The sequence below is a fragment of the Haloplanus salinarum genome, assembly GCF_024498175.1.
In the GTDB taxonomy this organism is placed as follows: domain Archaea; phylum Halobacteriota; class Halobacteria; order Halobacteriales; family Haloferacaceae; genus Haloplanus; species Haloplanus salinarum.
The window spans coordinates 3,261,593-3,287,345 of the sequence record NZ_CP101823.1 but is presented as its reverse complement, the minus strand read 5'-3'; the positions used below and the strand labels follow the sequence as shown (position 1 = coordinate 3,287,345).

Genomic DNA, 25,753 nt, shown 5'->3' with positions numbered 1-25,753 from the left:
TCGTAGTGGTGGGGACGGTTAGTAGGTTGCGACGGCGGCCCCGAGACACGTCGTCGAGCCGACGAAACCGCCGCGCGCATGCTCGACGCAGCGCGCCAAGTGTGTCACGACTGCGGCCACGTCCACAAGGCGGCACCGGTCCCGACCACGTCGGGCAGTGTGGAGCCTGTGGTGGACCGGTCGGCGCGGCGGAACTCGACGACCCGATCGGTCCCTAGGCGACCCGGTTGCGGAGTTCCTCGCCGGCCCGGTGCTGTTCGAAGATCTCCATCACCAGGTCGGCGATGTCGAGGTGATAGCGGTTGGTAGCGGAGCCGCGGTGCGGGGAGATGATGACCTCCTCGAAGTCCCAGAGCGGGTTGTCCTCGGGGAGGGGTTCGGTCTCGAAGACGTCGAGGCCGGCGCCGGCGATGGTCCCGGCGTCGAGGGCCTCGATCAGGCCGTCTTCGTCGACGATGGGGCCGCGGGCGACGTTGATCAGGTAGGCGTCGTCGCGCATGACCTCGAACTCGGGGGTCGAAAACATCCCCTCGGTCTCCGGGGTATGGGGGACGGCGATGGCGACGAAGCGCGCGCCGTCGATGGCCTCGTGGAGGTCGTCGGGGTGGTAGATCTCCGAGACCCCGGGGACCGACTCCTGGGAGCGCCGGACGCCGACGACGTCCATCCCGAGGGCGTCGGCGCGCTCGGCGATGCCGCGGCCCAGGGTGCCGAGGCCGACGACACAGAGCCGCTCGTTTTCCACGGTAAAGGGCCGTTCGTAGTCGGGTTCGAACCAGTGGTTCTCGTTCTGGTGGTCGCGGTAGACGTGGAGCATCCGGGCCAGCGACACCATGTAGCCGACGGCGATCTCGCCGACGGTCGTGTCGTGGATGCCCGTGCTGTTGGTGAGGGGGACGCCCTCGGCTTCGTAGGCGTCGGTGTCGAACTCGTCGTAGCCGGCGCGGATGCAGTGGACCCAGCCGGCGTCGAGGAAGGCATCGCGGGGACGGAACGACGCGACCGCGTCCGTCCGGTCGAAGGTCTCGTCGTCGCCGACGACCTCGACGGGCACGTCGAGGTCGGCGAAGGCCTCGGCGAACCCCTCGACCGGGATCTTTGTCGATACAGACTCGTGGACACAGAGTCGTTCGAGCTGCGGTCTCTCGGGCATGTGTCCGAAATCCGGACTCTCGCTATTCAACGTTTCGACAGATGACGACTGTCGGTTGGACGTCCGTCCCCCAAATCTTCGACAATCGACGACTGCGAGTTAGGTATCTGTCCCTATCTTTAATAAAAATTAACTTTACAACCCCGGAGGTAATGGGTGAACGGTAGGATGAACGTAACAGACGCAGTCGCGGAGATACTGGCCGAGGAAGGTGTCGATCACCTGATCGGATTCCCGAGCAACCCCCTGTTCGACGACGACGCCGCCGAGGAGGCGGGCATCCGCCCCATCGTCGTCCGGCAGGAGCGAACCGGCGCCCACATCCTCGACGGCATCGCCCGGATCACCTCCGGGGACCAGGTCGAGGCGTTCGCCTGCCAGCACGGGCCGGGGACGGAGAACTCGGTGGGCGGGATCGCCCAGGCCTACGCCGAGTCGGCGCCCATCGTCGCGCTCCCGGCGGGCTACTCGCGGGCGAAGACGAACACGGACCCCAAGTTCAGTTCGCTCATCAACTACCAGGCGGTCACGAAGACGACGGAGCAGTTGACCGATCCCGAGGCGACCGGGGAGACGATCCGGCGGGCGTTCCAGGCGGCGCGAAACGGGCGCCAGCGGCCGGGTCTGGTCGAAATTCCGAAGGACGTCTTCTACGAGGAGGTCGACGACATCGACTACGAACCCACGTCGTCGACACGCTCTGGGCCGGACCCCGAGGCCGTCTCCGACGCCGCGGACGCGCTGCTTTCCGCCGACCTGCCGGTCATCAACGCCGGACAGGGCGTCCACTACGCGAAGGCCTGGGAGCCCCTGAAGGAACTCGCGGAACTGCTGGAGGCGCCCGTGGCGACCACGCTCAACGGCAAGAGCGCCTTCCCCGAGGATCACCCGCTCTCGCTCGGCGCGGGGTCGAAGAGCGAACCCCGTCAGCTCAACCACTTCGTCCACGAGGCCGACGTCCTCTTCGGCATCGGGTGTAGCTTCACCAAGACCGCGTACGGCATCACGCCGCCCACGGAGGACAACACCCTCATCCACTCGACGAACGACCCCGGCGACGTGGACAAGGACTACAAGTCCGACCTCGCGGTCATCGGCGACGCGAAACTCGTCCTCGAGGCCATCGTCGACGAGATCCACAGCCGGATCGACGATACCGACTTCGGCCGGTACGACGACGTGACCGCGGAGATCGCGGCGATCGAATCCGAGTGGCGCGACGACTGGGCCGACGTGCTCGAATCCGACGAGACGCCGATCAACCCCTACCGGGTCGTCCACGAACTGAACGAGACGGTCGACAAGGAGGAGGTCGTCGCCACCGCCGACGCCGGCAACGCCCGCGACTTCATGGCCCCCTTCTTCGAGGTGACCGAACCGCTCTCCTACCTCGGCTGGGGCAAGACCACGCAGCTCGGCTACGGCCTCGGCCTGATGATGGGCGCGAAGCTCGTCCACCCCGAGAAGGTCTGTGTCCACGTCATGGGCGACGGCGCCATCGGCATGACCGGCATGGACTTCGAGACGGCCGTCCGCGAGGACATCCCGGTCCTCGAAATCGTCCTCAACAACTTCGAGATGGCGAGTTACGACACGCCGTTCTCGGGCCACTACGCCGACTTCGCCGAGTCCATGGGCGGCTACGGCGAACGCGTCGAGGACCCCGCGAACGTCGCCGACGCCATCGAACGCGGCGTCGAGAAGACCAAGGAGGGCACGCCGGTCCTGCTCGAGTTCCTCACCGACAAGTACACCGAGCTCTCGCGGCCCGACCTCGAGTAGCCGCCGCTGTTTCGGCCGGGATATAACCACATAAGGTTACGTTCGCCTCTAGAAGTTACTGTTCGTGGTTACACTTATGCCGCGACCGGCCGTAGGACGGGACATGTCCGGGGGCGTCACCGCGCGAACGCCGCGGCAAGCGCGGCGTCGAGCGCTCGTGAAGACGGTCTGTTATCGGCTGTCGATGGTGGCTGTCACCGTCATCGTCGCGTGGGTGGTCGTCGGCGACGTCGGCGACGCCGTCAGCGTCGGCCTCGTGGCCAACCTCGTGAAGACGGGGACCTACTACGGGTACGAACGGGTGTGGGACCGGATCTCGTGGGGGCTGATCGACGCCTGACCGTGGGAAAGGCTAACGGCCGTCGAGCCCGTACGGTCGCCGATGGCCTTCGAACTCGGCTTCCTCGTCGGGTCGCTCGCGATCCTCGGGGTCGTGCTTTACTTCACGCGGATCCGGGGTCCCTCGCTCCCGCACGAGGCGATGGCGGAGGGCGAGGGGGAGGGCCCCGACGGCGACGCGCGTGCAGTGCCCCCCGAGCGCACGGTCCCGGCGTGTGAACTCTGTGGGGAGAACCCGGCGGCCCGCTCCGTCAACGACATGCAGGTCTGCCCGGAGTGTGACGAGGAACTCCTGACGTAGGCTCAGGCCTCCCCCGCCTCGTCGGCGAACCGCTGGCGGGTGTGCGGGAGTTTCCCGCCGGCCGCGAGCAGTTCCCGTTCGCGCTCGTTGGCGTCGAGGCCGACCGTCGCCTCCCAGTCGTCGTCGACGCGGATCGTCAGCGTCTCCTGCCCGCTCTCGACGGCCGCGGCGGCGTCGTCGACGATATCGATCTCGTCGCCCTGGTCGATCCGCTCGTACGTTTCCTCGTCGATCGTCAGCGGGAGAAGCCCGAAGTTGATCAGGTTGGACTTGTGGATGCGGGCGAAGGACTGCGCGAGGACGGCCCCGACCCCCAGATACATCGGACAGAGGGCGGCGTGTTCACGCGAGGAGCCCTGACCGTAGTTCTCGCCGGCGACGAGGACGCCGCCGTCGGCCGCGGCGGCGCGGGCGGCGAACGTCTCGTCGACCCGCTTGAGCGTGAACTCGGAGAGCTTCGGGACGTTCGAGCGGTAGACCGACACCTCCTGGGTGGCCGGGATGATGTGGTCGGTCGTGATGTTGTCGGGCATCTTCAACAGCGCCGGGCCCGACAGATCGCGCCCCAGCGGGTCTTTCAGCGGCACCTCGTCGATGTTCGGTCCCTTGACGAGGCCGTCGTCGACCGCCTCGTCGGGCATGATGAGGTCCGATTCGCTGGCGCCGATGTAGCGTTCGGGGTACTCGAACCCCGGTTCCTCGACGTCGGCCGCGAGATCCCGGGGATCGGTGATCTCCCCCGCCAGCGCCGTCGCCGCGGCCACCTCCGGGGAGCAGAGGTAGACCGCGTCCGCCTCCATCCCCGAACGGCCCTCGAAGTTGCGGTTGAACGTGCGGACGCTCACGGAGTCGCTGGCGGGGACGTGACCGGCGCCGATGCAGGCGCCACACGTCGCCTCCGAGACGCTGACGCCGGCGGCCATCAGTTCCGCGGTGAAGCCGTCGCGTGCGAGCATCTCCGAGGCCTGTTTCGACGCCGGGGCGACGATGGTTTCGGTCCGTTTGGCCACCTCACGGCCGTCGAACATCTTCGCCACCGGGAGGATGTCCTCGTAGGCGCCGTTGGTACAGGAGCCGACGAGCACCTGATCGACCTCGATCCCCGACACCTCGCGGACGGGCACGACGTTGTCCGGCATCGACGGACAGGCGATCAGCGGCTCCAGCTCCGAGAGGTCGACGACGATCTCGTCGTCGTACTCGGCGTCGGGGTCGGGCGCGAGTTCGACGAAGTCCTCGGGCCGGCCCAGTCGGTCGAAGAACTCCTTCGTGCGCTCGTCGCTCGGGAAGATCGAGGTGGTCGCACCCAGCTCCGTCCCCATGTTGGTGATGACGGTCCGCTCGTGGGCCGAGAGAGTCTCGACGCCCGGGCCGGTGTACTCGAACACCTTGTCGACGCCGAACTTGACGGAGTAGCGGCGCAGCAGTTCGAGGATCACGTCCTTGGCGGTCGTCCACTCGGGCAGTTCACCCTCCAGGCGGACGTTCACCACCTCCGGCACGTCGAGATAGAAGGGCGCACCGCCCATCGCGGTGGCCACGTCGAGACCGCCGGTGCCGATGCCGAGCGATCCCACGCCCCCCGCGGTCGGGGTGTGGGAGTCGGCGCCGAGCAGGGTCTTCCCCGGGGCGGTGAAGTTCTCCTTGTGGACCTGGTGCAGGATGCCGGTCCCCGGGCGTGCGAAGTACGCGCCGTAGGTGCCCGCCGCCGACCGGAGGAAGCGGTGGTCGTCGGAGACCTTGAAGTCCGGCTGGTAGGTCTGGTGGTCACAGTGCTGGCCGGCCACCTCGACTTTCACCTCGTCGAGGCCGAGCGCCTCGAACTGGAGCCACGCCATCGTCCCCGTCAGGTCGTGGGCGATGGTCTGGTCTACCTCGATACCGATCTCCTCGCCGGTCTCGATGTCGCCGTCGACGAGGTGATCGGCGAGGATCTTCTCCGTGAGCGTACGTCCCATAGTAGGTGGCCTTGCGGGCTGTGTCACATAACCGTTTCCTCCGACCGAGGGAGGGTAGCGCGGGCTACCCGCGGAGCACTTCGACGGGGTTGGCCGTCGACGCCTTCCAGGCGGGGTAGAGACCGCTGAGCGTGCTCGCGAGCACCGCGAAGCCGAACCCGAGCGCGAGGAACTCGAGGTTGCGGGGCTGCAAGACGAGGGCGGGCTGGCCGTTGAGCAGGCCGTTGACCGCGTAGCCGATCAGCAGGGAGAGGACGACGCCGACGAGACCGCCGACCACGCCCAGCAGCGTCGCTTCGGCGACGATCATCCGCATCACCTCGCGCCGGCGGATGCCCACGGCCCGGAACACGCCGATCTCGGCCTGTCGCTCGACGACGCTCATCAGCATCACGTTCAGGATGCTGACGCCGGCGACCACCAGCGAGATGGAGCCGACGCCGAGGAGCGCGGCGTTCAGCGTCGCGAAGAAGCCGCTGACGCTCTCCTGGATGTCGGCGGGGGTGAACGTGTCGACCACCTCCTCGCGCTGGTTCAACTCCTGGGGAATCTCCGCGGCGAGTCGCTGGGCCGCCTCGCCGTCCTCGGTGACGACGGTCACCTGATCGTAACCGTCCCGGTCGACGTCGTCGAGCGGGACGACCACCGAGACGCCCTGCCCGAAGCCGCCCGGCTCGTCGAGGATGGCGATGATCCGATAGGATCGTCCGCCGATGGAGACCGTCTGGCCGAGTTCCACGCCGAGTTCGTCGGCGAGTTCGGCGTTGAGCAGGGCGCCGCTCCGCATCGGCGTCGGGATGGTCCCCTCGGCCGCGTCGTAGAGGGCGGCCGGCCGGGAGACGGCCTCGACGCTCACCTGCCGTCGCTCCGAGCGCGAGGCCACCTCCATCCGCTCCGAGCGCTGGGGGGCGACCACCGCGCCCGTCGCCACCCGCTCGATGGAGTCGACCTGTTGGTCGGTGATGACGTCGGCGGCGTTCTCCTCGCCGGGGAAGACCGTCACCGTGTTCGAGAGGCCGCCCAACTCCTGTGTGGCGCCGTACTGGAGCGCCGTACCCGTGATGCCGATGCCCGCGATGGCGACGACGCCGATGACGATGCCGAGGGTCGCCAGCCCGGTGCGGAGCGTGTTCCGGCGGAGGTTGAGCCACGCCATCCGGAGCGCCGGGAAATCGAGAGGGTCGATCACTGGATCACTCCGTCGATCAGTTCGACCGTCCGGTCGGTGAACTCCGTGACCAGTTCGTCGTGGGTGACCGACACCACGCCGACCTCCTCCTCGGCGCTGATGCGCTCGAACTCCTCCAAGATGTTGCGCCCGGTGTCGCGGTCGAGGTTGCCCGTCGGCTCGTCGGCCAGGAGGAGTCTGGGCTCGTTCACCAGCGCGCGGGCGATAGCGACGCGCTGGCGCTGGCCGCCCGAGAGCTGGTCGGGGCGGTGGTCGAGTCGGTCGCCCAGCCCCACCCGTTCGAGGAGGCTCCGCGCCCGCGGGCGCTGGTCGCCCTCGACGAACATCGTCGGCACGAGGACGTTCTCGACGGCGGTCAGCATCGGGACGAGGTGAAAGGACTGAAAGACGAAGCCGATGGTGCGCCGGCGGGCCATCGTGCGCGCCTCGTCGTCGTAGTCGGTCACGTCGCCGCCGTCGAGTCGGACCGTCCCCGCGGTGGGGACATCGAGGAGGCCGAGCACGTTGAGGAGCGTGCTCTTGCCGGACCCGCTGGGACCGATGACGGCGACCATCTCGCCGGGGTCGACCGCGAAGTCCACGTCCGCGAGCGCGGCGATGGTCTCGCCGCCGCTCCGGTACTCCCTGGTCACGCCGTCGAGTTCGGCGACCGGTCCGGCCGGTCGCTCGGGGGGCGAGTCGGCCTCGGGGGCGTCGCGGGTTCGCTCGGTCATTGCTCGTCGTCGCTGCGGCGCCGCCACCAGTAGATCACGCCGGCCCCGACGGCGAGGACGGCGGCGAGGCGAAGCAGGAGGCCGACCACGTCGATCCGGCCGACGCCGAGGAAGCCGCCACCGCCGGGCGGGCCGTCGGGCTCCCCCCTGCCAGCCTGCGGACCGGCGGGGGCGCCACCGCCGGCATCGGCGAGGTCGACTTCGACGACCCGGGAGTACTCCCGACCGTCCGCGATGTAGCTGATGCGGACGGGCACCGCGTCGGTCCGGTTCCCGGCCAGGCGCGCGGTCAACTCGAAGGACGTGAACTCGCCGGCGGGGACGTTGCCGACGAAGTAGTCCTTCGCCGGCGAAACCGGCGTCACGCGGTCGGTCCCGACGACGCTCACGACGGCGCCGGTCACGGTCGTCTCGCCGGTGTTCGAGGCGCTACCGGCGAGTCTGATCGAGCCGCCGGCCGGGAGGACCTCGATGCCGGTCAGCGTGATCCGCCCGTCGGTCGTCGGCGCGAAGTCGACGACCGTCGCCGTCTCGTGCGTGTCGCCGGCGGCCTCGTAGACCGCGTGGAGGGTCACCTCGCCGGCCGGCAGGCTGGACTCGCCGATGGAGACGTCACGGGTGGACTCGATCCCCACGTCCCCGACGAGTTTGCGGGCGACCGTCTCGCCGTCCGACTCGGCGCGCAGACGGACCCCCTCCAGCGGGACGTTCCCGAAGTTGGTGAGCGAGGTGTCGATGCGGGCCGTGTCGTTCTCGCGGACCACCTCCGCGTCGAGTTCGGCGTCGACGCGCGCTGGGTCGACGACGAACGTCCGCGTCTCGGTGACGGTGTCCCGGTTCCCGTTCGGGTCGCGATAGCCGAGCGTCGCGGTGAGCGGGTGCCGGCCGGCGCCGTCGAAGGTCACGTCGTACCCGACGACGCGCTCGCGACCGCCGAGGAGCGACGCGTTCACCCGGCTGGCATCCTCGACGGTGGCGTTCGGCCCCGAGAGCGTCAGGCGGAGGTTGGAGACGTTGGTGGCCGCGCCGTTGGCGACGGTGACGTTCACCCGACTCTCGGTCGAGGGGTCGGTCGGCGTCTCCAGCGACAGTTGCACGTCGCCGCCGTGGTCGTTGACCGTCATCGACACCGGATACTCGAGGTTGAACACGTTGCCGTCGGCGCTCACGCCGTAGACGTGGACCGTGAGTTGCTTGCGTCCGGGCGAGTCGAAGGTCGTCGTCAGGGGCAACTCGATCGAGCCGCCGGTGCCGATCGTGCCCGGGTCCTTCGACGTGGTGAGGGTGCGGGTGCCCTGCCGGAGCGACACCTGGTTGATCCGGGCGGCGGTGGTGGCACTCTCGAAGTTGCGGATCGTCGTCCTGACCGTCACGTCCTCGCCGACGCGTGGCGTCTCCGAATCGACAGTCGCGGACTGGATCGCCACCTGGCTGTCCGCCGCAGCGACGCCGGCCCCGAGCGTGAGAGTACTCGCCGTCAAGGCGACGATCAGGGCGAGGACGGTGAGGGAGGAGCGGTCAGGCATGGTGACACCACGTGGCGAGGGACGATCGGTCGACGAAGAGGTCGGGGCGTCCGAGACGAGGGACCATTACCACCCTCTCCGTCGGGGCGGAACTTATGTCGTCGGATAGGTGGAATCTGGATTTTCGTTACGGCCCGCGGCGCGTCACTCCGGATCGTCCGCCGATCCCGGCGGGTCGGCGGCGGGGCCGCGATCCGGAGCGTCGGGAGCGAGCGGCGGGCTCCGAAGCCATCACCTCCCGTGTGCGCCGCCGCACGCGTCTGCCCGCCATCGCGAAGGCTCACAGCAGTCCTTCCTCCCGGGCCAGCAGGACACCCTCGACCGTGGCGTCGTTGGTCGGCTGACGGCGGGCCACGTCGAGGGCCTCCTCGACGGGGACGGGACGGGGGGTGAGGAACTCGTTGCCGTCGAGGTCGCGGTCGGCGGGGGTCAGCCCCTCGGCGAAGACGATGCCGCGGCGGTGTCGGAGGACGCCGGTACAGGTCCAGAACTCCTGGAGGAGCGCGGTCGAGTCCGGAACGAAGCCCGTCTCCTCGCGGAGTTCGCGCGCCGCGGCCGTCGTGAAGGATTCGCCGGACTCGACGATGCCCGCGGGGAGTTCGAGGTGGGTCTCGCGGATCGTCGGCCGGTACTGTTCGACGAAGAGGAGGGACCCCTCGGCGACGGCGACGACGACGGCGGCGGGTGGGAGTTCCGCCCAGTAGTAGCGTTTGGTCGAGCCGTCGGGCTGTTCCACCAGGTCGTAGCCGCCGGTGTACCAGCCGGTCTCGTACTCGGTGACCGACTCGAGCACCGGCCAGTCGTGGTCCTCGCCGTCGTTCACGACCGCGTCACCTCCACTAGGTAGCGATCCTCGCCGTCGACGACGAGGACGCCGCCGTCCCGACGGGCGTCGGGGTTCCGGGCGATCAGTCCCTGTCGCTCGTCGAACGGCGAGTGCGAGAACGCCTCCTTCAGCCCGATAGGTCCGCGGCGGTAGGGGGCCGACCGCCCGGTGTCGATGGCCTCGGTGAGGTAGGGGTACCGACGGTCGGAGAGGTTCGTGGCGTCGACGGCGGGGCCGTCGGCGTCGGTCGGCGTCGCCGTCAGGTAGTATGGCTCGCCGGAGGCCAAAAGCGAGGGGAGGGCGCCGAGGGCGAGGAGGGCGAGGACGACGAACACGAAGCCGACGACCGCGCGGCGGGTGATCGGTCGCACGGTCGCCGTTGGGGCGGTTGGAATAAACTCGTTTCGCCACACCGCCGCGCGCCCGTCGCGTCACGTCCCCGAGACCGACCGGTCGGCGCCCACGTCCTGCCCCGCCGTCGGCAGTGTCACGACGAACACCGCGCCCTCGGGGTCGTTGTCCTCGACCCACACCGCCCCGCCGTAGGCGTCGAGCAGCGTTTGGACGAGATAGAGCCCGAGTCCCGTCCCCCCGCTCTCCAGCCCTTTCTCACCCTGCCCGAAGATCACCTCCTTCTGATCGTCGGGGACACCCGGCCCGTCGTCCGCGACGTAGACGACGACCTCGTCGTCGCGCGTTCGAGCCGAAACGGTGACCGTCGGCGCCGCTTGGTCGTTGTGTTGGACGGCGTTTTTCAGCAGGTTGCGGAACACCGAGTCGAGCATCTCGTCGGCGACGACGTCCACGTCCGGGATCGATCCCTCGACCGAGAACGTCGCCTCGGGGTACGCCGTTCGGATGGCGTCGAGTTCGTCTTCGAGCGCGGGCCGCAGGGGGACGGCGGCTCGCCCCTGCTCGGTGGCCAACATGACGTCGGCCAACTCCCGGGCGGTCTTCGTCAGCTCGACCGCTTGGTCGGCGCTCTCGACGATGGTCTCGACGTATCCACGCTCGTCGTCGACGCGTTCGTCGAGCAGTTCCGCGTACGACGACACCAGCTGGAGGTCGTTGCGGATGTCGTGGCGAACGACCTGATTCAGCAGTTCGAGGTTGTCGCGCTGTTCCCGCAGCCGCTGTTCGTACTCGACGTGGACGGTCCGGTCACGCCCGATTCCGGCCAGCGCGGGCTCGCCACAGGGATCCTCGAAGGTGTTCGCGATGAACTCGTACGGGATCGACTCCCCGTCGTCGGTCAGCAGGGCCAGTTCCATCCGGGTGTCGCCCGTCTCGAAGGCCTCTTCGACGGCCTCGACCGCGGCGTCGGCGTCGTCCGGGCCGAAGAAGTCCGCGATGTGCATGGTTTCGAGGGCCTCCCCGTCGTATCCGGTCACCGTTTCGAACGCCTCGTTCCACCGGCGGAGGTGGCCCGTCGAATCCAAGACGTAGACGATATCGTCGATCCCGTCCAGCAGGTCGTCGATGAGCCGTTTCTGCCGTTTGAGAGCTGTCTGTTGCTCGATCTGATCGAGCGCGACCCGGACGTTCCGCGCCAGCAGTTCCGTGAGCTGGATCTCCCGGTCGGTGAACTCGGTCGTCCCCGTGGCCGCACACGTGAGGACGCCGTGTTCGCCAAGCGGGAGGACGATCGACGACCGCAGGGGGACGTCCGCGGCGGGCGCGTCTCGGGGGAGCGAATCGCGAATCACGGTCTCGCCCGCCTCGAACACGTCCCAGAGCCAGTTACCCCGCGGGTGGGTCGGCGCCGGCGTCCCGGCCTCCTCGAGGAGTGCCTGATGCTCCGGCGAGTTCGCGACGAGGGCGAGTTCGGTCCGGTCGTCGGTGGGGAACCAGACCGAGGGCAACGAGAACCCGAGCAGGTCGGTCGCAGTCTCGACGGCGATCTCGGCGACCTCCGTTTTCGACGCCGCCTCGACGAACTCCCGAGTCGCCCCGTGGAGCGCCGACAGTTGCCGTTCGAACGCCTTGCGGTCGGTGACGTCCTGGATCGCCCCGTCGAACACCGTCTCCTCACCGACGTCCCTCGCGATTGCGGTGACGGCACCCCACAGCGCCTCGCCGTCGAGCGTTTCGAGTTCGATCTCCCGCTCTCTCACGACCGTCTCGTCCGCGAGTCGCTCGCTGAACGCCTCGCGCTCGGCGGAATCGCGGTAGAGGTCGCTGACCGAGTGCTCACGGAGGTGGGCTTTCGAGTCGGCGTCGAACATCTCGACCATCGAACGGTTCAGCAGCCGGAACTCGCCGTTCGGGCCGGCCGTACACCGGTAGACCCCGACCGGAAGGTTCTCGACGAGCCGTTCGTAGCGTTCGAGTTCCCGCTCGCGCTCCTTTCGCGCCGTGACGTCGACGCTGTTGACGATGATACACTCGAGGGACGGGTCGTCGAGACAGTTGGTTCCGAGCGACCGGAGCCAGCGCCACTCGCCGTCTGCGTTCCGGAACCGATACTCGACGACCCGTTCCAGGCCCGGGTTCTCCAGTCCGTTTCGGAACTGCCTGAGGACCCGCTCTCGGTCCTCGGGATGGATGTACTCGAACGCCGTCTCCCCCACCAACTCGTCGGGGTCGTGGCCGAGGACGCGCTCGACGGACGGGCTCTGGTACTCGATGGTCCCCCGCTCGTCGAGGACGGCGACGATGGACGCCGAGTGTTCGAGGAACGCCGCCTGTCGCTCGAGCGTGCGTTGGCGCTCCTTGCGTTCGGAGATATCCCGGCTCAGCGTGAGAAAGTAGTCGTCGCCGTCGAGTTCGATCCGACGGATGGACACCTCGACCGGGAACGTCGAGCCGTCCGCGCGACGGTGGGTCCCCTCCACCGTCTCCCGCTCGTCGGGAGCCATCCCCCGCCAGAGCGACCGTAGCTCCGCGTGACTGTGCGCTCGCTCGACGTCGGCGACGTTCATCGTGCGGAGCTCGGCGCGTTCGAGTCCCAGACTGTCGACCGTTCGGTCGTTGACGTCGATGATGGTGCCCTCGATGTCGTGAAGGATGATCGCGTCGGGCGAGATGTCGAAGAGAGGCTGCAGCCGCTGTCGGTCGACCCCCGAACCGTCCGAACTGGGCATGCTCGGCTATCGACAACCTGCTATGGAAAAAACCCCCTCCGATTCTCAGTGATTGCGAGCGCACGGCCGGTCGCCGTTCACAGACGGTCCCGATACAGCCGGCCGAACGCCTGCCGGCGGAGGGTGGCGACCGCGGCGTCGCGTTCGTCCTGAAACGTGGCGGCGACCGCCGCGTCGGCGAACGGCGCGGCGTGCCAGACCACGTTGTCCACGTCCTCGCTCCCGAGCATCGTCAAGTCCGCGTCGGTCGATGCGCGCCACGATTCGAACGCGTCGCGGTCGGCGACGTGGACGACGAGCAGCGAGGCGAAGATGGCGTCGCGGGCCGTCTCGACCACCTGGCTCGTCACGCGGTCCGCGTACTCCTCGCGGTCGAAGTCCATCGCCGTCGCCGTCTCGCGAACGGCGGTTTGGGCCGCCGGGCCGACCGACTCGTAGGCCTCGCGCGCCGCGTCGAGCGTCTCCGGATCGAAGACCCCCTCGGTGTCCATACGTGTGCCTCCCGGTACCGGGATTTACGCCTTTCCGTCGTCGTCCGCGTCGCCGTCCCCTTCGCCGAGCATCGCCCGCGTCATCTCCTTGGCCGCCGCGAGGGTCCGCTGGGCCTCGGGGTCCAGGTCGGCCGCCTCGAAGGCCGTGGCGCCGCCGGTTGGGGGGGCGTGGTCGTGCCCGTCGTGTCGGTCCGCGGGCATCGACTCCTCGAACACCTCGTCGTAGGGGGTCTCCTCGGCGTGGTCGGCGACGACGGGCGCCAGTTCCGCGGCGCCGTCCGATTCCCATCCCGGCACCGTCTCGTCGAGCCACCGCTCGTGGGCGTCGCCGTGGAGCATGGCGGTGAACGCCAGGTGGTTGGCGAGATGTTCGGCGTCGCGCTGGGGCGTCTCGCACACCGGACAGGCGAATCCCATGGGTGCCGTTGGGACTCCCGGGTGAAACCTCTAGCGCCGTTCCTGCCACTCGGGGACGTCGAGGACCATCACGAGGGCGTCCTCGCCGTCGCGGTAGTACCGGGGGACCCGCCGTGCCGTCTCGAAGCCGACGTCGCGGTAGAGCGTCTGTGCCGGGTCGTTGCTCTCGCGGACCTCCAACTTCACCAGCTTCGCCCCCTCGACGGCGAGGGCCACGAGCGAACGGACGAGGAGCGACCGACCGATGCCCCGCCGTCTGGCGGTCTCGGCGACCGCCAAGTCCTTCACGTGTCCGATATCGCGCCCGAAGTTGGGCGTCACGTCGCCGACGACGTAGCCGACGACCCCGCCGTCGCGGGTGGCGACCAGGAACCCGGGTTCGTCGAGGAACCGCTCGAAGGCGGTGTAGGGCCACGGCTGGCCGAACGACTCCCGTTCGATCCGGACGACCGCCCCCAGATCCGACTGCTCGGCGCCGCGAACCGTCACGTCGGCGGGCTGTGTCGGGACGGCCACACCGATCGGTACGGACGAGGGGAGCAAAAGCCCTCGGGCGAGGGGGTCGAAAACGGTGTCGCCTCAGTCGTCGGCGGGCGTCGCGCCGCCGGAGTCCTCCTCGTACTGCTGTTTCGTCAGCGTGAGCTTGCCGCCGGCCGCGAGGATCTCGCGTTCGCGCTCGGAGGCGTCGAACTCGGCGGTCGCCTCCCAGTCGTCGTTGACGCGGATCGTGAACTCCTCGGCGCCGGACGCGACGGCCTCGGCGACGTCGTCGACGATCTCGACGTGGTCGCCCTGATCGATCCGCTCGTAGGTCTCCTCGTCGATCGTCAGCGGCAGGAGCCCGAAGTTGTACAGGTTCGCCTTGTGGATGCGGGCGAACGACTGCGCGAGGACGGCCTCGATGCCGAGATACATCGGACACATCGCGGCGTGTTCACGCGAGGAGCCCTGGCCGTAGTTCTCGCCGGCGACGAGGACGCCGCCGTCGGACTCGCGGGCGCGCTCCGCGAACGTGTCGTCGACGCGGGAGAGCGTGAACTCCGAGAGCTTGTCGATGTTCGAGCGGAACTTCAGGATGTCCGACGTGGCCGGGATGATGTGGTCGGTCGTGATGTTGTCGGGCATCTTCAGGAGCGTCTCGCCGGCGATGTCGGCGCCCAGGGGGTCCTTGAGCGGGACGTCGCCGATGTTCGGCCCCTTGATGAGGTCGTCGTCGACGGCCTCGTTCGGCTCGATGATGTCGGCTTTCGACCCGTCGTACCGGTCGGGGAGTTCGACGCCCGGCGACTCCAGGTCGCCGAGTTCCTCGGCCAGATCTCGGGGGTCGACGATCTCGCCCTTGAGCGCGGCCGCGGCCGCCACCTGCGGCGAGCAGAGGTAGACCGAGTCGTCCTCGATCCCCGAGCGGCCCTCGAAGTTGCGGTTGAACGTCCGCAGGGAGACGGAGTCGGAGGCGGGCACGTGACCGATGCCGATACAGGGGCCACAGGTGGACTCCGAGACGTTGACCCCGGCGGCCATCATCTCGGCGGTCCAGCCCTCGCGGGCGAGGAGTTCGCCGGCCTGCTTCGAGCCCGGTGCGACGATCATCTCGAGGTCCTTCTGGATCTCGCGGCCCGAGACCATCTTCGCCGCGGGCAGGATGTCCGCGTAGCCACCGTTGGTACAGGAGCCGACGATGACCTGTTCGACGTCCTCGCCGGCCACCTCGCGGACGGGCACGACGTTGTCCGGCATCGACGGCGCGGAGATCAGGGGTTCGAGCTCCGAGAGGTCGACGACGATTTCGTCGGCGTACGTCGCGTCCTCGTCGGGCGAGAGCTCGACGTACTCCTCGCCGCGGCCCTGCCGTTCGAGGTAGTCCTTCGTGCGCTCGTCGGTCGGGAAGATGGAGGTGGTCGCGCCCAGCTCCGTCCCCATGTTCGTGATCGTGGTGCGCTCGGGGACCGAGAGGCTCTCGACGCCGGGACCGGTGTACTCGAACACCTTGCCGACGCCGCCCTTGACCGACAGCCGGCGCAGCATCTCGAGGATGAGGTCCTTCGCGGTCGCCCACTCGGGCAGTTCGCCCTCCAGGCGGACGTTCACGACTTCGGGCATCTCGACGAAGTAGGGGCCGCCACCCATCGCGACGGCGACGTCGAGGCCGCCGGCGCCGATGGCGAGTTCGCCGAGGCCGCCCGGCGTCGGCGTGTGGGAGTCCGACCCGAGCATCGTCTTGCCCGGCGCGGCGAAGTTCTCCTTGTGGACGTTGTGGCAGATGCCGTTGCCCGGGCGGGAGAAGTACGCGCCGTAGGTGCCGGCGGCCGACCGGAGGAAGCGGTGGTCGTCGGTGTTCTTGAAGTCGAACTGGTAGGTCTGGTGGTCACAGTACTGCGCGGCGAGTTCCGTCTGGACTTCGTCGAGTTCGAGCGCCTCGAACTGGAGCCAGACCATCGTGCCGGTCGTGTCCTGTGTGAGCACCTGATCGATCTCGATCCCGATCTCCTCGCCGGGTTCGAGATCCCCCTCGACGAGATGGTCGTCGAGGATCTTCTCTGTGAGCGTCTGTCCCATAACGTCCGGCCATCGACCGCCGACGGACATAAATCCCGCGTTGAAGCGCGTTAACTCCTACCGAGTCGGTTTTCACTACGAACGTACCCCGATTCGACAGGCGCCGAACGACCGCCACGGTTTTGTCGCCGCTCGGCGACCCCCCGGTATGTTCCGTGCCGGCCCGTTCGTCGCCGACCACGTCACGCCCGTCACGCCCGAACAGGTCCAGCCCAACGGCGTCGACCTGACCGTCGAGGCGGTCCTCGAACCGACCGAGCGCGGCCGGATCGGTCGTGACGGCAAGCACGTCGCCGAGCGCGAACCCCTCAATCCGGACCCCGACGCCGACGCGTACGTCCTCTCCCCCGGCGGCTACGTCGCCCGCTACGGCGAGACCATCCGGATCCCCGAGGGCCACGTCGGCTTCGTCTACCCGCGCTCGTCGCTCATGCGGAACGCCTGCATGCTCCACACGGCAGTCTGGGACGCGGGTTACGAGGGCCGCGGCGAAGGACTCCTCGCCGTCCACCGCCCCGTCGAAATCGAACCCGATGCCCGGATCGCCCAACTGGTGTTCGCCGAGGCGAACCACGACGGCACCTACGACGGGAGCTATCAGGGCGAGCGGGTGGACGGCTAATCGGCGATTAGCGGTGCCAATGCCCCGATTACTTAGAATGATGGAGTAGGATGCATCGGCCGTGCCACCCGGAAGCCGGCGGCAATCAGCCCGGGCGACGCTCGAACGGCTCGTATCACCGCCGCGGGTCCGGAACTGCGCGTTCGACGCCGCCGAACACGAAGACGCTCCCGCCGGCCCGTCGCCACGGTCGGAGTCCGTCGACGTTGCTTGCTGGACGCCAGTCGCCGGCCCGACCGACGACGCGGCCGCCACGCCGGACCTGCGGACGACACTTCTCGCGGACACGTCGCTCCCCGGTGCGGCCGAAACCCCGGTCGCGCACACGCTCGTCCTCGAAGTCGACGTCCCGGCACGGTCCGTCGCCGTCGATTACGGGGGCCTCGATACGGCGGTGATGCCGGAGCGTGGCGTCCGCGTCCGCAGCGACGACGACGCCGTCACCGTGGACGAGGTGCGCGTCGCGGCCGACGGCCGGTTCCACGTGACGCTCGCGGAGCCACGGACCGAGGGCGCGCTGTTCGTCGAGTACGCCGTGAGCCGGAACCCGTCCGGCGGGAACCACGCCGTCGACGTGGTCGTCGACGGAGTGCGCGAGACGGAGGCGCGGCTGGTCGTGAGGGGGTGAGCGACCAGCTCGGTCGCGACCGGCTCCGGTCACGACTGCACGCACAAAACAATGCGGAGTTTGTGTATTCCTCGCGGACAGGCGATCGATTTCAATCGGCGATTAATTAGAACGCTCCGGGAACGAGGGTCGGTTACTCCCGCACGGGGAGGCGGAAGAAATGACCGAGAACTTCGACCTCTCGCGCCGCAAGGCGCTCGCGGCACTCGGAAGCATCGGTATCGCCTCGGCTGGTGCCGGCCTCGGCACGAGCGCGTACTTCAGCGATCAAGAGACGTTCGAAAACAACCGGTTGACCGCTGGGACGCTCGATATGACGGTCGCAGCGACGAACTGGTATTCGGACTGGTCGAGCGACGAGGCGGAGCACGCCGGGATGCCGGCGCCCGGCGAGTCGGCTGACTTCACGCTGCCGGCGCCGCCCGACGCGCCCGACGCCAAGGACATCGAATTCGTCGTCGACGACGGCGAGGGACAGGCTCTCCTGAACGACCTGAACGAGAACACGGTCAACGGTGGCGTCTACGGAAGTCAGAACCTCTGTGGAACCGGCCGGAACGCGCCGGAGGACACGGTTCTCGTCGACCTCGCGGACGTGAAACCGGGCGATTTCGGCATCGTCGGCTTCCGGTTCGAACTCTGTGACAATCCGGGCTACGTCTGGCTGCAGGGTGGCCTGCGCTCGGCGAGCGAGGGGGGCACGACCGAACCGGAGGCCGACGACCCGGACGAAGTCGACGGGGTCGTCGAACTCCTCGACGCAATCCAGGTCGCCGTCTTCCGGGATCTGTTCAACGCCCGGGAGCAGCAGAGCGCACAGGTCTCACTCCGGACCTTCCTCGCGCTGATCGAGAACGCGCCGGGGTATCCGCTCGTCGGCGATATCGACGCCGAGACCGGCGGCGGAACCGGGCGGAGCTGTTTCGCCGGCGGCGACGACACCGACGCCGCTACCCCCCACGACGTGTTCGTCGTCTGGTGGCTCCCCGTCGACCACGCTAACCAAGTGCAGTCCGACGCCGTACGGTTCGATCTCGGCTTCTACACCGAACAGTGCCGGCACAACGACGGCACCGGGCAGGTAGAGCGATCGTTCGGCAACGACGTGCCCGTCGACACGGTCGGCGGCGTCGACGTGACCGATCAGCGCGCCGGCGATCCGATCCCGCTCCCCGGCGGCGCCGAGACGTACGCCCGATTCACACTCTCGGACGTGAAATACACCGGCCCGACCGACACGCTCGGCGCCGAACCCGGGCCCATCCAGAATGCGGCGGGCCTCGTCGCCGACCTGAACGGAACCGTGCCCGCTCCCGACGGGAACGACCCGTACTACATCGTCGGCCTGCACACGCCGGGCGTGGGCAGCGGGATTCCGACTCGGCGCGACTCGCTGGTCGGTGTCGCGCCGCTCCCGGTCGGCCGATACGAGGAACTCGTCGCCCCGATCGCCCCGACACCGTTTACCGCGAGCGGGTTTCCGCCGACGGGCGAGACGGTGCTGACGGCGACGCTGTGGCACGGTCCCGGCGGGTCGGAGACGGGACCCATCGCCGACGCCGACGGCGACCCCTTCGCCGACGCGGCAGTGGTGCAGTTCCCTTCGCCGTAGCCGCCTCGCTCGTCACGTTCGTTCCGCGCAGAAGCGGGCCGGGAGGGAGTTGAACCCGATTGCGAGACTCGTCGTCGCTCGTCTCGCGTGGTTCAACTCCTTCCTGCCGGTTCCCTCACCGCCTCGCTGTCGCTCGGCGGTTCAGTGCACGGGCCGGGAGGGAGTTGAACCCCCGACCGTCTGGTGACTTCCGCGACCTTCCCCTGATGTGGGGAACTGCCACGTTAAAAGCCAGACGCTCTGCCTGACTGAGCTACCGGCCCTGTTCGATGGGTCGTGGTGGGGAGTATAAACGTTTACGATACCCCGGTTAGTCGAGCGCAGTGAGCCAAGTGTCAAGTCGGTACTCGTCCGCCCAGTTGACGTTCGGAGACTGTTTATCGGGGTCGTCGATACGAAGGCCCATACTGGTACGTGGGGCCTCCGAAACCGGGACTACGTACGTCTCCATCCTTTCCGGAGAGTAGACGACGAAGACGTCTATCTGTCCCTCGTACCCGTTCTTTTCTACGCGATTCGGGACGGTAGCCGTGCTCCGCGTTTCGAACTGAACACGGCCGTTCACGGTGCGTCCCGTCTTCACCTGAATACGGTAGAAGGTACCGCTGATATCGACGACCAAGTCGTACCGCTCGTTGTCTCCGAAGGGCTGGAGTACGGTGATTCCCCGCCGGACGAACTCGTGAACGACTGCCGCTTCGCTACGCTGGCCTCGCGTCTTCGGATGGGTCGGTTCACACATCCGGGAATGATATCCCGCCCGATGACTCGTATATCTCCGTGAGTAAGAACGGATATCGTCGCAGACGGCCGTTGCTTACGAATCCAGGTACGCCGACAGCGCCTCGGCCACCAGGTCGTCGGGGTCGCGGTTCTCGACCGACGCCAGCCGCCGGAGTTCGATATACTGCGCGGGGGGGAGCGTCAGGTCCATGCGGCCGAAGGTGAGACTGCGGTCGTCGAGGGTCGCTTCGACGGAGCGGCCGTCGCCCACCTCGCTGGCCAGTTGCCGGATTTCGCGGACGGTGAGGTCGTGTTCGAGCGTGGCCCACGCCAGGGCGTAGCGGTCGTCGCCGCCGACGCGGGCGATGTGTTTCGCCGCCGTCGGGGCGATGGTCCCCCGGGCGACGTGGCGCCGGATCGCCTGCGGGAGGTCGTGGACCCGCGCCCACTTCCGGATGAAGGCGACCGACACGTCACCCCCGGCGCGTTCGGCGGCCGCCTTGTACGAGCCGACGCCCCGAACCAGCGCGGCACACGCCGCCGCCCCCCGGAGCATGTAGACGTGGTCCTCGGAGCCGACGGTGTTCTCGGCGAAGGAACGAACCACGTCCGCGGCGAGTTGCACGCTCTCGGGGTCGTCGGGGTCGAACCCGACGGCCTCGTCCGCCCGTTCGCCCGTCACGGACGGATCGGCGCGCACGACCGGTTCGCCGACCGGCGACTCCCGGTCGGCCGGGCGCCCGGGCACATCGGGGTCGTCGCTCATCGTACCGTTCGTTCGGCGAGGAGACTCAAAAGTCCCCCGTGCGCGTGCGCCGTCGCCGAGCGATCACGCCGACGTCGCCGACACCCGAACCCGGTCACCGCGGGCGAAGTCGTGGTCCGGGGCGACCAGCTTCGCGCCGAACGCGGCGTCCCGGGCGACGAACAGCGACAGGCCGGTGATCGGGCGGCCGTTCGCCCGGAGGGTGACGCCGTCCCAGGTCACCGCCCGCCCCTCGGCGACGCCGACGCGGTCGCCGGCCACCGAGACGGGCGTCCGGCCCTCGGCGTCCGGGAGGACGCCGCCGCCGTCGTAGTGGGGACACCCGCCGTCGAGGACGGTCCCCGGGGCGCCGGCGAGCCCGGCCCACGACCCCGGGTCGGGGTGACGGGGTCCGTCGAGGACGACGAACGTCTCGCCGGCCTCGCGGACGACGCCGGTCCCGTTCCAGTCGAGCGCCCGCACGGGCACGTCGACGGTGACCGGCAGCGAGCCGGCGGCGCGATACGGGTTCGCGTCCGGGTCGCGAAAGCCGAGGTGGACGTGGTCGTCGACCCAGGGGGCGAAAAAGCCCGAGCGGATCGTCTCGCCGAGGGTGTCGCCGACCGCGACCCGGGTCCCGGGATCGACCGCTGGGTCGACGTGCAGGATTCGGGCGACGCGGTCGCCGGTGTCGATCAGGAGGAGGTGATCCTCGGCGACGGCGTAGGGACGGGGCGGCGCACGCACGCTCCGGACGTCGGTCACGACGCCCGCGACCGGCGAGGGAGCGCGGTCGGTCGCCGGATAGAGGTCGATAGCACACCCGCGGTCGTGGGCGGCGTAGGGGGAGTTGAACAGCGAGAACCGCCGGAAGTGAGACAGCGCCGACGCCGTGACCGTGACCATACCGGGGGGTTGGCGCGAGCGGAGTTATACGGTCGGGTCGCGTTCGACCGCTCGCCGCGCCGAGGCCTCGCCAGTTATGTGCGTCCACATCCACGAACACCCATGCGCGTCCTGCGCGGTCGGGCGGCGACGGTCGAGGCCGACCGGGGACGAACCGGCGCGATGCTCGCGCGGACGGGAGCGACGGGCGAACCGGCCGTGCGCGTCTGGACGCCACACCGACAGGTGGCCTTCGGTCGGCGCGACGCCGCCGAACCGGGGTACGACCGCGCCCGTGCGGTCGCCCGGGAGCGGGGCTTCGAACCGATCGAGCGCCGCGTCGGCGGCCGGGCCGTCGCCCACACGGGGTCGACGCTCGCCTTCGCCCGCGCGGTGCCGGTGGCGGACGCCCGCGCCGGTCTGGCGGATCGCTACGAGGCGACGGCCGACCGGGTGCGGCGGGCGCTCTCGGCCGTCGGCGTCGAGACGGCGGCCGGGGAGCCGCCAGCGTCCTTCTGTCCCGGCAGCCACTCGCTGCGGGCGGGCGGGAAGGTGGTCGGAATCGCCCAGCGGGTGCGGACGGACGCGGCGCTGGTGGCGGGGTGTGTCGTGGTCGCGGACCGCGAGGAGTTGGCGTCGGTCCTCGCGCCGGTGTACGACGCGCTCGGCCAGCCGTTCGACCCGGGGAGCGTGGGGAGCGTGGCGGCCGCCGGCGGCCCGTCCGATCCGGAGCAGGTCCGGACGGCGGTCGAGCGGGAGCTGATCGACGGCGACGCGACCGTCCGCCGGCGGGCGGTGTGAGCGAGGGACTTACGGCGACCGGGTGACAGGTGGGGGTATGCTCGTCAGGAACGCACGGCTGGCCGACGGCCGTGTTCGGGACGTCCGGGTCGAGGGAGAGCGGATCGAGGCCGTGGGAGCCGGCCTCGACGCCGCAGGAGAAGTCATCGACGCCCGGGAGCGACTGTTGCTCCCCGGCGCCGTCGACGCCCACGTCCACTTCAGGGAACCCGGAGCGCCGCACAAGGAGACGTGGCGGACGGGGTCGCGAAGCGCCGCGGCGGGCGGGGTCACCACGGTGATCGACCAGCCCAACACCGATCCGCCGACGACGACCGGTGCCGCGTTCGACCAGAAGGAGCTGTGCGCCCGGCACTCGCTCGTCGACTACGGCGTCAACGGCGGCGTGACCGAGTCGTGGGACCCCGAGACCCTGTTCGACCGCCCGCTCGTCGCGCTGGGCGAGGTGTTCCTCGCCGATTCGACGGGCGAGATGGGCATCGACGGCGACCTGTTCGAGGACGCCGTCCACCGAGCCGTCGAGGCCGGCGTCCCCGTGACCGTCCACGCCGAGGACGCGACCCGGTTCGACGACGCCGCCCGCGACGCCGCCGGCGACGGGGTCGGCGTCGACGCCGACGCCGACGCGTGGAGCGCGTACCGCACCGCCGAGGCCGAAATCGCGGCCGTGGAGCGGGCCGTCGAGGTGGGCGTCGACGCCGGCGCCCGCCTCCACGTCGCCCACACCAGCACGCCCGAGGCGGTCGACCTCGTCGCCGACGCCCCCGACCGGGTGACCTGCGAGGTGACGCCACACCACTGCCTGCTCTCGCGGGCGGACCTCGACGACCTGGGCACCTACGGACGGATGAACCCGCCGCTCCGGAGCGAGGAGCGGCGGGCGGCCCTCGACGAGCGGGTGGTCGACGGCCGGGTCGATCTGCTGGCCACGGACCACGCGCCCCACACCCGCGAGGAGAAGGAGGCGTCGCTGCTCGCGGCACCGAGCGGCGTCCCCGGCGTCGAGACATTGGTGCCGCTGTTGCTGGCGGAGACGCGCGACGGCCCGTTGACCGTCGAGCGGGTCCGCGATCTGACCGCCGCGGCGCCGGCCGCCACCTTCGGGCTGGAGCGCAAGGGGCGGATCGAAGCCGGCATGGACGCCGATCTGGCGCTGTACGACCTAGAACGACCGCGGCCGGTCGACGGGGGACGGCTCCACTCGAAGTGTGGGTGGACGCCCTTCGAGGGGTTCGAGGGCGTCTTCCCCGAGTGGACGACGGTCCGCGGGGACCGGGTGTACGACGCCGCGATGGACACCTTCGGGACGGCCGCCGGCGAGAACGTCGGTTAGTCGAGGTCGTCCCGGAGTTCCGCGCTGGACTCGCGGACCTCGCGCATGGCCTCGGAGACGCGGTCCTCGGCGTCGAGTTCCTCGGCGACCGAGAGGTCGACGCCCTCCACCTCCAGCAGGAACTTCGCGACTTCGGTCACCTCGTACATCAGTTCGTCGAGTTCCTCGGCGGTGAAAAACCCGGACATGGCGCCGTAGAGGAAGGTCGCGCCGGCCTTCTGGACCTTGTCCTCGAAGGAGGTCCGGGCCTGGTTGACCGCCTGTGGCGTGTAGGTGTCGGTCATGAAGGGGACGAGCCGTGGCAGGTTCTCGCCGATCTTGGTCATCTCGACGCCGGTCTCGGTGCGGAAGTCGACACAGAGTCGCGCGATGGCCCACTCGCGGGCCGTGATGTACGTCCGGTCGCGGAGAAAGGAGTTGACGCGGTCGTACTCGGCGCCGTCCATCTTCTTGAAGCGCTCGTACTTGCGGACGTCGGCGGGGACCGAGTCGGCGTCCGCGGCCGAGTCGGCGCCGCGGGCGTCGGTCCGGTCGTCGGCGGTCCCCCGCCCATCCTCGGCCGCCGGCGCGTCGTCGCTCATGTGCCGGCGTTCCGGTCGCCGACGCAAAAGCGTTCCGTCGCCGTCTGCCGGCCGTCTGACGACCGGTCGCGTACCTTTTTCAGTCGCCGTACCGAGACGTCGGTCATGAAGCTACTGCTGGGCATCGGCGGGAGCGACGACTCGATCCGCGCCCTGGAGCGCACCGTCGCCCGCGTCGCCGAGACGGGCGACGATCTGACGGTCGCCATCCTCCGGAACCCGGCAACGGAGGCGGACCCCGAGGGGATCGAACGACGAGTGCAGGACGTCCTCGACGACGCGGGCGTGCGGGCCGCGGTCCGCCACCTCGACGGCGATCCGGGGAGTCGGCTGGTCGAACTCGCGGAGGGGGAAGAGTACGATCGGATCGTCCTCGGCGGCGGCGAGACCAGCCCCATGGGGAAGATCAAGCTGGGAGGCATCGCCGAGTTCGTCCTGTTGAACTCCCACATCTCGGTGACGCTGGTCCGATGACCGACGACAGCACCTACCCCGACGAGGTATCGGGACCGTTCCCCCGGCCGCCGACGGCGTTCGAGGACCGCGAGGGGCGGTCGATCACCGTCCGGCGCTACGACCCGGACGACCGCGGGGCGCTGACGGCGATGTACGAGGCGTTCGACCCGGCGGACCGCGCCCAGGGCATCCCGCCGACGACCGAGAAACGCATCACCGAGTGGCTCGACGCCATCACGGGCGAGGAGACGGTGAACGTCGTCGCGACCCACGGGGACGACGCCGTCGGCCACGCGACGCTCGTCCCCGACGAACCCGAAGGCACCGCGGAACTCGCCATCTTCGTCCTGCAGGCCTACCAGCACGCGGGCATCGGCACCCGACTGTTGAAGACGCTCCTCGGCGCCGGCGCCGCGGACGGCTTCGAACGCGTGTGGCTGAGCGTCGAGCGCTGGAACGAACCGGCGATCAGCCTCTACGAGAAGGTGGGGTTCCGCGCCAGCGACACGGAGAGCTTCGAACACGAGATGGCGATCCGGCTGGCCGATCAGACCGAGAGCACGGGCTGACTCGCGTAGAGGAGGACGTACTCGGCGGCCTTCGCCAGCACGTCGTCCGTCTCGCCCGAGAGGGGTTCGCGGGGGACGACCACGAAGTCGGCGCCGAGTTCCTCCGCGGTGTCGAGGACGACGTTGCCCGGATGCTGGGAGAGGCGGCTGGTCGAGAACCCGTGGGCCATCGACGTCGAGAGCGGGACGTCGGCGTCGGCGACGGTGTCGACGACCGCGTCCAGGAACGCCTCGGAGTCGGCCGCGAGCGTCTCGTCGTCGACCGCCCCGGTGTCGATGGCGCGGGCGACGTCGTCACCGACGACGTAGAGCGCGTGGACCGCGGCGTCGTACTCGTCGGCGATGGCCGCTGCGTACTCCACGGCCGCGAGCGACTCCTCGCTCCCGTCCACGGGGACGAGCACGAGCGACGGCGAGAGCGGATCGGTCATAAGCGAGCCTGCGCGGGCCACGGGCAAAAACGC

At 69.3% G+C, this 25,753-nt stretch carries 27 protein-coding genes and 1 tRNA gene; 10 read left to right on the top strand and 18 right to left on the bottom strand.

Annotated features, from left to right (window positions below; all coding sequences use genetic code 11):
* Window positions 1-214: 214 nt before the first annotated feature.
* Window positions 215-1,153, bottom strand: coding sequence for a D-2-hydroxyacid dehydrogenase (gene ddh / locus NO364_RS17200; RefSeq protein ID WP_157689722.1), 939 nt, complete (start codon window positions 1,151-1,153; stop codon window positions 215-217).
* A gap of 168 nt (window positions 1,154-1,321) precedes the next feature.
* Here ddh and NO364_RS17195 point away from each other — a divergent pair, with 168 nt between their 5' ends.
* From NO364_RS17195 to NO364_RS17185, 3 genes are all read left to right on the top strand, one after another.
* Complete coding sequence (locus NO364_RS17195) at window positions 1,322-2,935, top strand: thiamine pyrophosphate-requiring protein (RefSeq protein WP_257628126.1); 1,614 nt, start codon at window positions 1,322-1,324, stop codon at window positions 2,933-2,935.
* A gap of 103 nt (window positions 2,936-3,038) precedes the next feature.
* Window positions 3,039-3,275, top strand: a complete 237-nt coding sequence (locus NO364_RS17190; protein WP_157689724.1) for a DUF2061 domain-containing protein — start codon at window positions 3,039-3,041, stop codon at window positions 3,273-3,275.
* Window positions 3,276-3,317: 42 nt separating this feature from the next.
* On the top strand, window positions 3,318-3,575 hold the full coding sequence (locus tag NO364_RS17185) for a hypothetical protein (RefSeq protein WP_157689725.1): 258 nt from the start codon (window positions 3,318-3,320) through the stop codon (window positions 3,573-3,575).
* A gap of 2 nt (window positions 3,576-3,577) precedes the next feature.
* Here the strand turns inward: NO364_RS17185 and NO364_RS17180 are convergent, their stop codons facing one another.
* From NO364_RS17180 to NO364_RS17130, 11 genes are all read right to left on the bottom strand, one after another.
* Window positions 3,578-5,533 carry an aconitate hydratase gene (locus NO364_RS17180; RefSeq protein WP_257628125.1) on the bottom strand — a complete coding sequence of 652 codons (1,956 nt, stop codon included), beginning with the start codon at window positions 5,531-5,533 and terminating at the stop codon, window positions 3,578-3,580.
* Window positions 5,534-5,597: 64 nt separating this feature from the next.
* The gene (locus NO364_RS17175) at window positions 5,598-6,722 is read right to left on the bottom strand and encodes an ABC transporter permease (protein WP_233255220.1); all 1,125 of its coding nucleotides are present in this window, start codon (window positions 6,720-6,722) and stop codon (window positions 5,598-5,600) included.
* A complete protein-coding gene (locus NO364_RS17170; RefSeq protein WP_157689727.1) occupies window positions 6,719-7,435 on the bottom strand; it encodes an ABC transporter ATP-binding protein in 717 nt (238 codons plus the stop codon). Before NO364_RS17170 ends, NO364_RS17175 begins: the two co-directional genes overlap by 4 nt.
* On the bottom strand, window positions 7,432-8,961 hold the full coding sequence (locus NO364_RS17165; protein ID WP_257628124.1) for a COG1361 family protein: 1,530 nt from the start codon (window positions 8,959-8,961) through the stop codon (window positions 7,432-7,434). Before NO364_RS17165 ends, NO364_RS17170 begins: the two co-directional genes overlap by 4 nt.
* 280 nt (window positions 8,962-9,241) lie before the next feature.
* Window positions 9,242-9,784, bottom strand: a complete 543-nt coding sequence (locus NO364_RS17160) for an NUDIX hydrolase (RefSeq protein WP_157689729.1) — start codon at window positions 9,782-9,784, stop codon at window positions 9,242-9,244.
* Window positions 9,781-10,158, bottom strand: coding sequence for a hypothetical protein (locus NO364_RS17155; protein WP_157689730.1), 378 nt, complete (start codon window positions 10,156-10,158; stop codon window positions 9,781-9,783). Before NO364_RS17155 ends, NO364_RS17160 begins: the two co-directional genes overlap by 4 nt.
* 60 nt (window positions 10,159-10,218) lie before the next feature.
* Complete coding sequence (locus NO364_RS17150) at window positions 10,219-12,870, bottom strand: PAS domain S-box protein (RefSeq protein ID WP_257628123.1); 2,652 nt, start codon at window positions 12,868-12,870, stop codon at window positions 10,219-10,221.
* Between the two features lie 77 nt (window positions 12,871-12,947).
* The gene (locus NO364_RS17145) at window positions 12,948-13,361 is read right to left on the bottom strand and encodes a DUF5809 family protein (RefSeq protein ID WP_157689732.1); all 414 of its coding nucleotides are present in this window, start codon (window positions 13,359-13,361) and stop codon (window positions 12,948-12,950) included.
* A gap of 24 nt (window positions 13,362-13,385) precedes the next feature.
* A complete protein-coding gene (locus tag NO364_RS17140) occupies window positions 13,386-13,778 on the bottom strand; it encodes a DUF5810 domain-containing protein (protein ID WP_157689733.1) in 393 nt (130 codons plus the stop codon).
* Window positions 13,779-13,808: 30 nt separating this feature from the next.
* Window positions 13,809-14,294, bottom strand: a complete 486-nt coding sequence (rimI, locus tag NO364_RS17135) for a ribosomal protein S18-alanine N-acetyltransferase (RefSeq protein ID WP_233255221.1) — start codon at window positions 14,292-14,294, stop codon at window positions 13,809-13,811.
* Between the two features lie 63 nt (window positions 14,295-14,357).
* The gene (locus NO364_RS17130) at window positions 14,358-16,334 is read right to left on the bottom strand and encodes an aconitate hydratase (protein WP_257628122.1); all 1,977 of its coding nucleotides are present in this window, start codon (window positions 16,332-16,334) and stop codon (window positions 14,358-14,360) included.
* Window positions 16,335-16,482: 148 nt separating this feature from the next.
* Here NO364_RS17130 and NO364_RS17125 point away from each other — a divergent pair, with 148 nt between their 5' ends.
* The 3 genes from NO364_RS17125 (at window position 16,483) to NO364_RS17115 (ending at window position 19,196) form a co-directional block, all read left to right on the top strand.
* The gene (locus NO364_RS17125) at window positions 16,483-16,956 is read left to right on the top strand and encodes a deoxyuridine 5'-triphosphate nucleotidohydrolase (RefSeq protein ID WP_257628121.1); all 474 of its coding nucleotides are present in this window, start codon (window positions 16,483-16,485) and stop codon (window positions 16,954-16,956) included.
* Window positions 16,957-17,017: 61 nt separating this feature from the next.
* Window positions 17,018-17,584 carry a hypothetical protein gene (locus NO364_RS17120; protein WP_257628120.1) on the top strand — a complete coding sequence of 189 codons (567 nt, stop codon included), beginning with the start codon at window positions 17,018-17,020 and terminating at the stop codon, window positions 17,582-17,584.
* A gap of 160 nt (window positions 17,585-17,744) precedes the next feature.
* On the top strand, window positions 17,745-19,196 hold the full coding sequence (locus tag NO364_RS17115; RefSeq protein ID WP_257628119.1) for a CalY family protein: 1,452 nt from the start codon (window positions 17,745-17,747) through the stop codon (window positions 19,194-19,196).
* Between the two features lie 149 nt (window positions 19,197-19,345).
* Here NO364_RS17115 and NO364_RS17110 read toward each other — a convergent pair.
* The 4 genes from NO364_RS17110 to NO364_RS17095 form a co-directional block, all read right to left on the bottom strand.
* Window positions 19,346-19,459 (bottom strand) — tRNA-Lys (locus tag NO364_RS17110).
* 47 nt (window positions 19,460-19,506) lie between these two features.
* The gene (locus tag NO364_RS17105; RefSeq protein WP_257628118.1) at window positions 19,507-19,938 is read right to left on the bottom strand and encodes a group I intron-associated PD-(D/E)XK endonuclease; all 432 of its coding nucleotides are present in this window, start codon (window positions 19,936-19,938) and stop codon (window positions 19,507-19,509) included.
* A gap of 75 nt (window positions 19,939-20,013) precedes the next feature.
* Window positions 20,014-20,685 (bottom strand): DUF7119 family protein, encoded by a 672-nt coding sequence (locus tag NO364_RS17100; protein WP_157689737.1) that lies wholly within the window; start codon window positions 20,683-20,685, stop codon window positions 20,014-20,016.
* Between the two features lie 63 nt (window positions 20,686-20,748).
* The gene (locus NO364_RS17095) at window positions 20,749-21,570 is read right to left on the bottom strand and encodes a DUF8155 domain-containing protein (protein WP_157689738.1); all 822 of its coding nucleotides are present in this window, start codon (window positions 21,568-21,570) and stop codon (window positions 20,749-20,751) included.
* 102 nt (window positions 21,571-21,672) lie between these two features.
* Between NO364_RS17095 and NO364_RS17090 the strand changes: the two genes are divergently transcribed.
* On the top strand, window positions 21,673-22,350 hold the full coding sequence (locus NO364_RS17090) for a lipoate--protein ligase family protein (protein ID WP_257628117.1): 678 nt from the start codon (window positions 21,673-21,675) through the stop codon (window positions 22,348-22,350).
* A gap of 37 nt (window positions 22,351-22,387) precedes the next feature.
* On the top strand, window positions 22,388-23,683 hold the full coding sequence (locus NO364_RS17085) for a dihydroorotase (RefSeq protein WP_257628116.1): 1,296 nt from the start codon (window positions 22,388-22,390) through the stop codon (window positions 23,681-23,683).
* On the opposite strand, the gene NO364_RS17080 is transcribed toward NO364_RS17085, so the two are convergent.
* Window positions 23,680-24,291 carry a DUF5806 family protein gene (locus NO364_RS17080; RefSeq protein ID WP_394352049.1) on the bottom strand — a complete coding sequence of 204 codons (612 nt, stop codon included), beginning with the start codon at window positions 24,289-24,291 and terminating at the stop codon, window positions 23,680-23,682. The two genes, NO364_RS17085 and NO364_RS17080, sit on opposite strands and share 4 nt — an antisense overlap.
* Before the next feature lie 78 nt (window positions 24,292-24,369).
* Here NO364_RS17080 and NO364_RS17075 point away from each other — a divergent pair, with 78 nt between their 5' ends.
* Complete coding sequence (locus NO364_RS17075) at window positions 24,370-24,738, top strand: universal stress protein (protein WP_157689741.1); 369 nt, start codon at window positions 24,370-24,372, stop codon at window positions 24,736-24,738.
* The gene (locus tag NO364_RS17070; RefSeq protein WP_157689742.1) at window positions 24,735-25,289 is read left to right on the top strand and encodes a GNAT family N-acetyltransferase; all 555 of its coding nucleotides are present in this window, start codon (window positions 24,735-24,737) and stop codon (window positions 25,287-25,289) included. Before NO364_RS17075 ends, NO364_RS17070 begins: the two co-directional genes overlap by 4 nt.
* Here the strand turns inward: NO364_RS17070 and NO364_RS17065 are convergent.
* A complete protein-coding gene (locus NO364_RS17065) occupies window positions 25,268-25,720 on the bottom strand; it encodes a universal stress protein (RefSeq protein WP_157689743.1) in 453 nt (150 codons plus the stop codon). The two genes, NO364_RS17070 and NO364_RS17065, sit on opposite strands and share 22 nt — an antisense overlap.
* Window positions 25,721-25,753: the final 33 nt, after the last annotated feature.